Annotated in this window: 1 protein-coding gene and 1 pseudogene; both read right to left on the minus strand. The window is 67.1% G+C overall.

Features of this window, described 5'->3' with window-relative positions; genetic code table 11:
• Positions 1–1,115: 1,115 nt before the first annotated feature.
• A pseudogene (locus KPL57_RS73780) lies at positions 1,116–1,759 on the minus strand (Scr1 family TA system antitoxin-like transcriptional regulator).
• Positions 1,686–2,027, minus strand: coding sequence for a helix-turn-helix transcriptional regulator (locus tag KPL57_RS73785; RefSeq protein ID WP_226359407.1), 342 nt, complete (start codon positions 2,025–2,027; stop codon positions 1,686–1,688). The pseudogene KPL57_RS73780 and the gene KPL57_RS73785 overlap by 74 nt, the downstream one beginning before the upstream one ends.
• Between the last annotated feature and the right edge of the window lie 119 nt (positions 2,028–2,146).

The raw sequence follows: 2,146 nt of genomic DNA on the forward strand, positions 1-2,146 counted from the left end.
CCCGACTGCGGGAGGTTTTCCTCGGGACACAGCTGCTGTTCCCGACCGGCCCACAGCTCACGGCAGAGCCCACGCCGGGCTCGCCGTTTCCGCTCGTGGGCCTGAGTTCATGAACAGTCATGACCGATCCCGCTCCTCCGCCGCACGTGTAGTGGCGCACGTGACATTACACGACCCGCCGACCATGAATGCGCAGTGTCCGCCCGGGCCGTATGCGACCGGCAAAGACAAGAAGTCCCGGGCCACCGTTCTTCGGTGCTCGCCGGGGTGCTCGCGGGGGTGCTCGCCGGGGTGCTCGCCGGGGGTGCTCGCCGGGGGTGCTCGCCGGGGGTGCTCGCGGGGGTGCTCGCGGGGGTGCTCGCGGGGGTGCTCGCCGGGGGTGCTCGCCGGGGTGCTCGCCGGGGGTGCTCGCCGGGGGTGCTCGCCGGGGTGCTCGCGGGGGTGCTCGCCGGGGGTGCTCGCCGGGGGTGCTCGCGGGGGTGCTCGCCGGGGGTGCTCGCCGGGGGTGCTCGCCGGGGGTGCTCGCCGGGGGTGCTCGCCGGGGGTGCTCGCCGGGGGTGCTCGCCGGGGGTGCTCGCCGGGGGTGCTCGCCGGGGTGCTCGCCGGGGGTGCTCGCCGGGGTGCTCGCCGGGGGTGCTCGCCGGGGGTGCTCGCGGGGGTGCTCGCCGGGGGTGCTCGCCGGGGTGCTCGCCGGGGGTGCTCGCGGGGGGTGCTCGCCGGGGTGCTCGCCGGGGGTGCTCGCCGGGGGTGCTCGCCGGGGGTGCTCGCCGGGGGTGCTCGCCGGGGTGCTCGCCGGGGGTGCTCGCCGGGGGTGCTCGCCGGGGGTGCTCGGCCAAGTCATGGGGTGCGCTACGCCGCGTCGGCGAGCGACCTGGAAAGCAGCCCCTGGGGCCTCGGGAGCTTGTCTACGTCACGCTCTGTGCTTGTCCAGGAGGTAGACAACCACTGGACAAAGACTGGACAAGCGGTTGGACTTCGGCGTCCTACGCGCGTGCGTGCACGCACGCGCGTAGGACGCACACTAGCACGCCCGCTCCGTTGTCCAGCTGGACAACTGGACAATCACGCGCCGTCACACTCACCGTCGGCGGCGCTGGCACCGGACCTGCCGTCGCTCATCTCCCGAGCAAGACCCTCAACGAACTCGATCGCCTGGTCGCCGCGCAAACTGCGCCTTGGTAGTCACGGAACTGGTCGATGTAGTGCCGCACGTTCTCTGGCTTGGCTTCAGGGCTGATTGTGACGTCGCCAGGAGTTCGAACAGCTAGATCGTCAGCATCCTTATTGGGTGACATGTAAATCGTGAAACTCGGACCGCGATCAATATGCGACTCGGCGTTTGCGGTTAGGATCCACAAATTAAATCTACCGTAACGCGCCAGAGAGCCGAGCCAATGCAACTGATCAATCATGATGCCTCTATCTCCTGAGGGCATCTAAGCGCCCGCTCGGAAATGACAACGTCGAGGCGGCTGGGGGTCTCGTAGAGAATCTTCTGTCGTGTGACCTTGGCGAGAATGTTCGCGGCTAGGCGCTGCTTCGAATTTGCGGCGACCGTCACGGCCAGCCAGTGCATGTAGGCAGCAGTCTGAAGGACGTCTGGAATAGTCGAGTTTTGCCACACGGCAACTCGTGATGCGGCCCTTTCCAGGGCGGAAATATCTCTTGCCTGAATATTCCAGCCGCTAACTGGAACGTTTCTCCATAATGCGACCGTTCCGCATGCCCGCTGGGCGATGCTCGTTATCTGCGCACACACCTCCGGTGGCGAGTGTTTCCTGGAGCCATCTCTGTAGCTCGAACTCGGATATTCTTAATCGCCCTAATTCGATTCTACTGATTCGCGATTGGTCGAGACCGATTATTGCGGCGAGTGCGTGCCCGGTCAGGCCAGCCGCGTGCCGTCGTGTCGAAGCTCTTCGCCGAGGTGGCGTTGAGCGTCGACTCGGTTCCCAGTCACGTCTGCTCCTCCCTGCTTCATGGCTCCGGACTGCGGCGAGGCCCCCGCTTGGGGGCCGCGTAGGCAGGGTTGCCGGAGCGACCCCTTGACGCCCGACGACCGCTACGTCATGCTCGAATGCATGTCGCTTCTATGCACTCTGGGTGCGGCGGCTAGGAGTCCAAATAGTCGGGGTCTCGACGGGTT

It is taken from the genome of Pseudonocardia sp. ICBG601 (genome assembly GCF_020496245.1).